The following is a 6081-nucleotide window of genomic DNA, read 5'->3' on the forward strand; positions in this document are numbered from 1 at the left end:
GCCTATCGGATCGCAACCTCGACTTTCGCCTCTTCCTCGGCGAGACGCTTCAGGAGCCATTGCCGTCGGCCGTCGTCTTTGACCAGATCGATTTGCCTCCTGAAGATCTTCAGGTTTTCGCGGCGGATGAATTCTTCCAGACCCTCCATCGAGGCGCACCCGCTCAGGTCGGAGGCCTCAGATCGTGACTGGCGAGCCAGAACGCCGCGGGAGATTTCATCGGATCGATTCCGATCGTGGCAGTGTGGACGAGATGACGGCAGGCGCATGCGAACGTTCCGATCTCAAACGCGCATGGGTCGGGAATCCTCGCCAGATTCATGCGCCCTCCGCACGTGGGACAGCGCGGCCGTTGGTCTGGTGCGAGTGACAGACCAGATGAGCGGACATGTTGCGAATGCATGCGATGCACCCTCGAGATCAGGCGGAAGCGTTACTGCACTCCCAGTCACCGACAGATGCCGACAACGGGCGGTGATGCAGCCACGATGGGCCGCCGCGGCCGAAGTTGCTGGTCAATATTGCTCGCCCGAGCAAATACCCACCCGTCCGGAAGGCGGTACCGGCTGAGCGCTTTCACACGGCGGCTAGACGCCCAGCGCCTTGCGGTTGAAGCCCCGCAGGAAACGCAGCGACAGCGTCCGGACATTGGCGACGTTGAGGAGCCAGGCGGTCGCGACATAGGCAAGGCCGCCGGCGAGACTGACGATGATGAGGGCGACGAAGCCGGTGCCGCCGACCTGCGAACGCGCAACCAGAATGGCGGCCGCCATCCCCGCGGCCGAAACGGCAACCCCGGCAAGCCGGTTGACGTCGAACGGCACGGGATGAGCGCGGCGCATCAGGACGACGGCGACGACGAAACCGATCGCCTCGGTCGCCAGCGTTGCCAGCGCCGCCCCAAAGATGCCGTAGCCGGCGACCAGCGCGACCATCAGGACCACGCTGACGACCAGCGTGGCGAAGGATTGCGCCGCCAGCATGAAGGGACGCTCGGCCAACTGGAAGCTGATCTGCACGTAGAACTGATTGGCGATGCCGAAGAACCGGGCGAGCACCAGGGTCGGCAGCAGTGCCGACACGCCGGCGCGGAAGTCGACGCCGACGAGCGTGCCGGCGACCTGATCCGCCGCAAGCGCGAGCCAGACCGCCACGGGCGTAACGACGACGAGCAGTAGTTCGAGGCTCTCGGTCAGCCGCTCCCGCGTCGTCTCCCTGTTATTCTCGGACAAGGACCGGAACACCAGCGGCACGGTGGCCGCGGCGACGCTGGATGCGATCATGACCATGAACTGGCGCGGCAGGTCGGCGGCGACGCCAAAGATGCCGGCAGCGTCCTTGCCGAGCAGGTACGCGACGATGAGCCGGTCGCAGGCGGAATAGACCGCAACGGAGAGCCCGGCCAGCGTCAGCGGCAGGCCGTAGCGCGCCAGCTGCATGAACTGGCTGCGCTGGAAGCGTGCGATCCTGCTGCGGTCGCCGACCAGATTCAGGATGATCCCGGTGAGCGACCCCAGGCCGAACGCCGCGAGCAGCCCCAATCCACCCCAGCCGAGCCAGATGCCGACGAGGCCAAATCCGACGCTGGACACGCTGCGCACGATCGAGATCGCGGCAAACCGGTAGGGACGCAATTTGGCGCGCTCGAACTCCTGGCCGACATCGACGGCATTGGCCATGATCGCGACGAACATGCTGGCGAGCAGCAGCTCGACACTGACGTCGCTGCGGAACAGGAAGACCAGCGGCGTGGTGGCGCAGAGCACCGCGACGGTCAGGCCGAAGGCAACCATTGCCGTGCCGCGAAAATCGACCTCGGCCGACATCGCCTGATAGCGCGACACCGACAGCTTGATCCAGGCGAAGAAGATCGCGCCCAGGATGCCGGCAAGGCTGATGCCGACGACGTAGATGCCGTACTCCGCCGGCGTCAGCAGCCGCGTATAGGCCGTGACGGCAAAGAAGCCCACCGCCGCGGGCAGGATGTAGGCGATCAGATAGATCGAGAAATGGCGGTTCAGCATGCGAGCACGGGACCAGCAGCGGTCTTGCGAGTATGACGGCCGTTAATCAATGGGACCTTGGGCGGGGCGGACGAACTGCGCCGCAGCATCGCGCAAGAGTGTCACATAAGTCTGCAGATCGGGCGGCGAATGGCGCTTGGCAGCCGCTTTCGCGCGTTAGCGTTAAATTTGCCCTTCCGCGAACGGCAAGGCGCGGTCACGGAATGAAACCATGACTTGCAGACGGCGGAGGTTAACCCAAGACCACGAAACCCCGGCGGCGCGAGGCGACGCTTGGTACGATGATGCGTTGGCTCGAAAAGGACTGCCGTGACCAGGCTCGATAGACGCGAATTCCTTCTTGGCGGCGCCGCGGCCCTCGCGGTGGGCGCTTCTGCGTCGGCAGCACCGGCCTCGAAGATCGCCCAGCGCCGTCCGGGTTTCGGCGCAGCCGCCACGCTCTGGGACCTGCAGGCCGACCCGCGGCTCGGCGAAGCCATCAGCACCTATTGCACCCAGGTGGTGCCGGTGCTCGAGCTGAAATGGCCGATGCTGCGGCCGAATGCGCACACGTTCAATTTCGAGCGCGCCGACGCGATCCTGGATTTCGCGCGTGACAACGACCTGACGATGCGCGGCCACGCGCTCGCCTGGTATCACGACATTCCCGACTGGACCAAGCAGATCAAGGACACCCGCGGCGTCGAGCGCGCTTATGTCGACCACATCGGCACCGTCGTCTCCTACTACAAGGACAAGCTGACCTCCTGGGACGTCGTCAACGAGCCGATCCCGGACAATCCCCGCAGCCCGAAGGACCGGCGCGACACGTTCTGGACGCAGCATCTGGGCCAGAGCTGGATTCCGCTGGCCTTCCGCACGGCGGCCGCGGCCGATCCCTTCGTCAAGCTCGCGATCAACGAATATGACATCGAGTCCGCCAAGGACTCGTTCATTGCCAAGCGCGCGGCCTATCGAAACCTGATCATGGACCTGCTCGACCAGGGCGTCCCGCTGCACGCCGTCGGCTTGCAATCGCATCTGCATGCCGAGCTCGAGATCGACACGCATGGCCTCGCCGAATTCGTCACCGAGCTGCGCTCGTGGGGACTCGAGGTGTACGTGACCGAGCTCGACGTCGACGACCAGAAGCTGAGCGGAACTCCGGCGCAGCGCGACGCCATCGTCGCCAAGCGCGTCGACGATCTCCTGACCGCGATCTCGACCAGCGGCCCGGTGCGCTCGATCCTGACCTGGGGCCTCTCGGATCGCTACAGCTGGATCAACGGCACCTTCGCCCGCGCCGACAAGCAGCCGAACCGCCCGCTGCCGCTCGACGGCGAGTTCAAGCCGAAACCGTTCCTGGACGTGATCAGCAAGTTTACGAAAGACGCGTGAAGGCGCGAGCTCAGCTGCGCGCCTTTGCCTCGAATTCGGCCGCGTCGTCGATATGGTCCGGTGCAAGGCTCGGAGCGCGGCGATCGCGCGAGCTGAGCCGGAACACGTCGCGGATGTCGTCGACCGAGGTCGACGAATAGGACTGGATGCAGAGCGCGACCTGCTCGGGCCTCGCGGCACCCATCAGCGCTTCGATGGCCGGACGGTCGAGCGGCGTGTCGTCCCAATGCGAGACCGCGATGCTGTCTTCCGTGACCCGGTGGGTCGCCAGATGCACGGGTGAGTTCGCGACGAAATGGCCGTACATCAGATATTCCGAGAACTTCTTCTTCCGGCACAGCGCCAGGACCCAGTTCAAACCCGTCGCCGACTTGATTTGCGCGGTCATCGCACGCGCGGTGTCCCTGTCCCAGACCAGCGCATTGCCGACATAATCGTCGGCCGGGAAGGATCGATTCTCGATGCCGAGAAGCTGATCGACGGTACGCAGCCACAGCCCATGCAAGGGGTGATCGGCACCGATGTCCCCCGGCGTGACGAACAGCGGCGTCTTCTCGGCGCCGGCATATTGGCCGACGTCGAATTCGCGGAAGAACAGATTGTCCGAATCCAGGATGCAGACGCGCTGCTCCGGCGCATTGAGGACGCCGGCGATCTTCAGGATCTGCTGGATGTGCCAGCCGTGGACGGGTGACGACAGCAGCGACAACCAGACCCGCCGCTTGCTGATGAACTGAAGCGCCGGCGGCAGCGCAAACAGCCATTTCGGCAAGTAGCGCGAGGCTGGAACGATGACCCGCTTGTCGGATGCGAAGCGCGCGAACAGCGGCACGTCCTCATCGTTAACGAGAACATAATGCCGCGTGTATCCCGAGAGCCAGGTGTCGATGCTCTCGCTGAGCAGCGAAAAGCGTTCGATATCCTTGGCGTAGCTGGCAGTCAGCAGTGCAACGGAATGCATGGGCGCGCTCGAATGGCCATCAGGCCGCACTCATAGCCGCGCCGGGAGGTGGGGGAAACTCACAAACGGAATCAAGGTAAAATGAAACGAAGCGTTAGCCATCCCGCGGCGCGCCCGTTCGATGCCGCGACAGTGCAGCGGCGCCGGGACCACTCGCGCCGAGCCAGGCACCAGGCGAATCGCCGGCCCGTTCGCGAATGCCGTGATCGTCCGCACCGGAATCACGCCGGCGCTGTCGTTCGCGCGGGCGTCGACACAGCGGCGCCAGAGCGTGCTCGACGCGCATGCGCGTCTAACGCAGCCGTTCAATATCCTGGCCGGGCTGCTCGCATCCCGGATGACTACGGGTTCACTCGCCAAAGCTGTGAATGACCAAGTTGCAGCTTGATTATTTGACGCCACCGCGCAAGATTGTTCCTGCGTTTTGATCTGGACGATTATTTTCAACGGGGGAATGTTATGGGCGTCGTCAGATTTACCGAGGGTACTTCATTGACCGGCAAGGACCGCAAGGCCCTCTACCGCAAGGCCCTCTAAAGGCCGCCGGGTACCGAGAAGAAGAGCTCAGTCCGCGCTGAAGGACGTCGATGCCAGCCTTTCGGTGCTGGGCACATCGAAGAAAGCCAAGAAGACGCAGTAGGATTCGTCGGCCAGGACACCGTACGGATCGTCACGCTTCACTTTTCGGGGATGGGCTGCTTGCGTGTCGAGTTGGGGTCTCGCACAAGCTTGCGCCTGTAAACCGGCCTGCAAATCGACAAGAATTCGCCCGGGTGGACCGCTAGAAACGGTCTGCGTGGTTGATTCTTGCTCAGTTGTTTCTTCCGTCGGGACCGGGGATTTACCCTCGACCTGACGCAAAAGGCCCAATTGATGGCGGACGACAGAATTGAACTCTTTGTCGGACTGATCAAGTCCATTGATACGCCGGGCGCGGTCGAGACGTGCCGACGGCTGCTCTCGGTCGACGAACGGGTCCGGGCCGATCGCTTCATGTTCGAGCGGCATCGACGGCAGTATATTTTCGCGCACGCCATGCTGCGCCTGGCCCTGTCGAAGGTCGCCTCCAACGTCGCACCGTCGGACTGGTCCTTTGGCGCCGGCCGCTACGGACGGCCGTTTGTCGCAGCGCCGGCGACCTCGACTGCGCTGCATTTCAGCCTGTCTCACGCCGACGGCTGCGTCGCCTGCGTCGTGTCGAGGCATGAGACCGTCGGCATCGACGTCGAGACCGTCTCGCGGCGGGTGGCGCCGCTGTCCACCGCGCTCCGCTTCTTTGCGCCGGAGGAGGTCGAGACGCTGCGGGGACTGCCGGAGCCCGCCGCGATCGAGCGCTTTTTCGACTATTGGACGCTCAAGGAGGCCTATCTGAAGGCCAGGGGCTTTGGCCTCAATCTGCCGCTCGACGCCTTCGCGATGCAGGTGTCGCGCGAGGCCATCGAGATCAGCTTCAAGCCCGATATCGCCGACGATCCCGATGGCTGGCGCTTCTCGCTGTGCTCGCCATCGCCATCGCATCGTCTCGCGATCGCCGACGGCTCCCGCGCCAACGGTGGCCTTCCCATCAGCCGGAATGCCTGGCCGCTCCAGCAAGCGGCTGAATAGTGCGCCGCGCTTCTCCCTCTCCCCGTTCTTACGGGGAGAGGGTCGGGGTGAGGGGCCTCTCTCCACGCGGGCGATCAGCGTGAGACCAGTACCCCCCCCCCCCCCCATTTTTTT

General features: G+C 64.2%; 7 protein-coding genes. 3 read left to right on the forward strand and 4 right to left on the reverse strand.

Going from position 1 to position 6081, the window contains the following annotated elements:
• Nucleotides 1-2: 2 nt before the first annotated feature.
• Together TSA1_RS39105 and TSA1_RS31120 are read right to left on the reverse strand one after the other, a co-directional pair.
• Nucleotides 3-269 (reverse strand): hypothetical protein, encoded by a 267-nt coding sequence (locus tag TSA1_RS39105; RefSeq protein WP_145984405.1) that lies wholly within the window; start codon nt 267-269, stop codon nt 3-5.
• Between the two features lie 318 nt (nt 270-587).
• Nucleotides 588-2024 carry a lipopolysaccharide biosynthesis protein gene (locus tag TSA1_RS31120; RefSeq protein WP_100179661.1) on the reverse strand — a complete coding sequence of 479 codons (1437 nt, stop codon included), beginning with the start codon at nt 2022-2024 and terminating at the stop codon, nt 588-590.
• Between the two features lie 309 nt (nt 2025-2333).
• Between TSA1_RS31120 and TSA1_RS31125 the strand changes: the two genes are divergently transcribed.
• A complete protein-coding gene (locus TSA1_RS31125) occupies nt 2334-3401 on the forward strand; it encodes an endo-1,4-beta-xylanase (RefSeq protein WP_100179662.1) in 1068 nt (355 codons plus the stop codon).
• Nucleotides 3402-3411: 10 nt separating this feature from the next.
• Here TSA1_RS31125 and TSA1_RS31130 read toward each other — a convergent pair whose 3' ends face one another.
• On the reverse strand, nt 3412-4362 hold the full coding sequence (locus TSA1_RS31130; RefSeq protein ID WP_100179663.1) for a DUF6492 family protein: 951 nt from the start codon (nt 4360-4362) through the stop codon (nt 3412-3414).
• 202 nt (nt 4363-4564) lie between these two features.
• Here TSA1_RS31130 and TSA1_RS31135 point away from each other — a divergent pair, with 202 nt between their 5' ends.
• A complete protein-coding gene (locus TSA1_RS31135; protein WP_145984406.1) occupies nt 4565-4750 on the forward strand; it encodes a hypothetical protein in 186 nt (61 codons plus the stop codon).
• A 176-nt stretch (nt 4751-4926) separates the two neighbouring features.
• Here the strand turns inward: TSA1_RS31135 and TSA1_RS40790 are convergent, their stop codons facing one another.
• On the reverse strand, nt 4927-5370 hold the full coding sequence (locus TSA1_RS40790) for a hypothetical protein (RefSeq protein WP_245448453.1): 444 nt from the start codon (nt 5368-5370) through the stop codon (nt 4927-4929).
• Between the two features lie 27 nt (nt 5371-5397).
• Between TSA1_RS40790 and TSA1_RS31145 the strand changes: the two genes are divergently transcribed.
• Entirely contained in the window at nt 5398-5967 is a 570-nt protein-coding gene (locus TSA1_RS31145; protein ID WP_245448454.1) for a 4'-phosphopantetheinyl transferase family protein, read from the forward strand.
• The last annotated feature ends 114 nt before the right edge of the window (nt 5968-6081 follow it).

The organism is Bradyrhizobium nitroreducens, from assembly GCF_002776695.1.
GTDB classification, from domain to species: Bacteria; Pseudomonadota; Alphaproteobacteria; order Rhizobiales; family Xanthobacteraceae; genus Bradyrhizobium; species Bradyrhizobium nitroreducens.

What these genes read in the sequence shown, in the direction of transcription:
- TSA1_RS31120 (WP_100179661.1), bottom strand. Translation starts at nt 2,024, where the DNA reads ATGCTGAACCGCCATTTCTCGATCTATCTGATCGCCTACATCCTGCCC.
- TSA1_RS31145 (WP_245448454.1), top strand. Translation starts at nt 5,398, where the DNA reads ATGCTGCGCCTGGCCCTGTCGAAGGTCGCCTCCAACGTCGCACCGTCG.
- TSA1_RS40790 (WP_245448453.1), bottom strand. Translation starts at nt 5,370, where the DNA reads ATGCCGCTCGAACATGAAGCGATCGGCCCGGACCCGTTCGTCGACCGA.
- TSA1_RS31130 (WP_100179663.1), bottom strand. Translation starts at nt 4,362, where the DNA reads ATGCATTCCGTTGCACTGCTGACTGCCAGCTACGCCAAGGATATCGAA.
- TSA1_RS39105 (WP_145984405.1), bottom strand. Translation starts at nt 269, where the DNA reads ATGCGCCTGCCGTCATCTCGTCCACACTGCCACGATCGGAATCGATCC.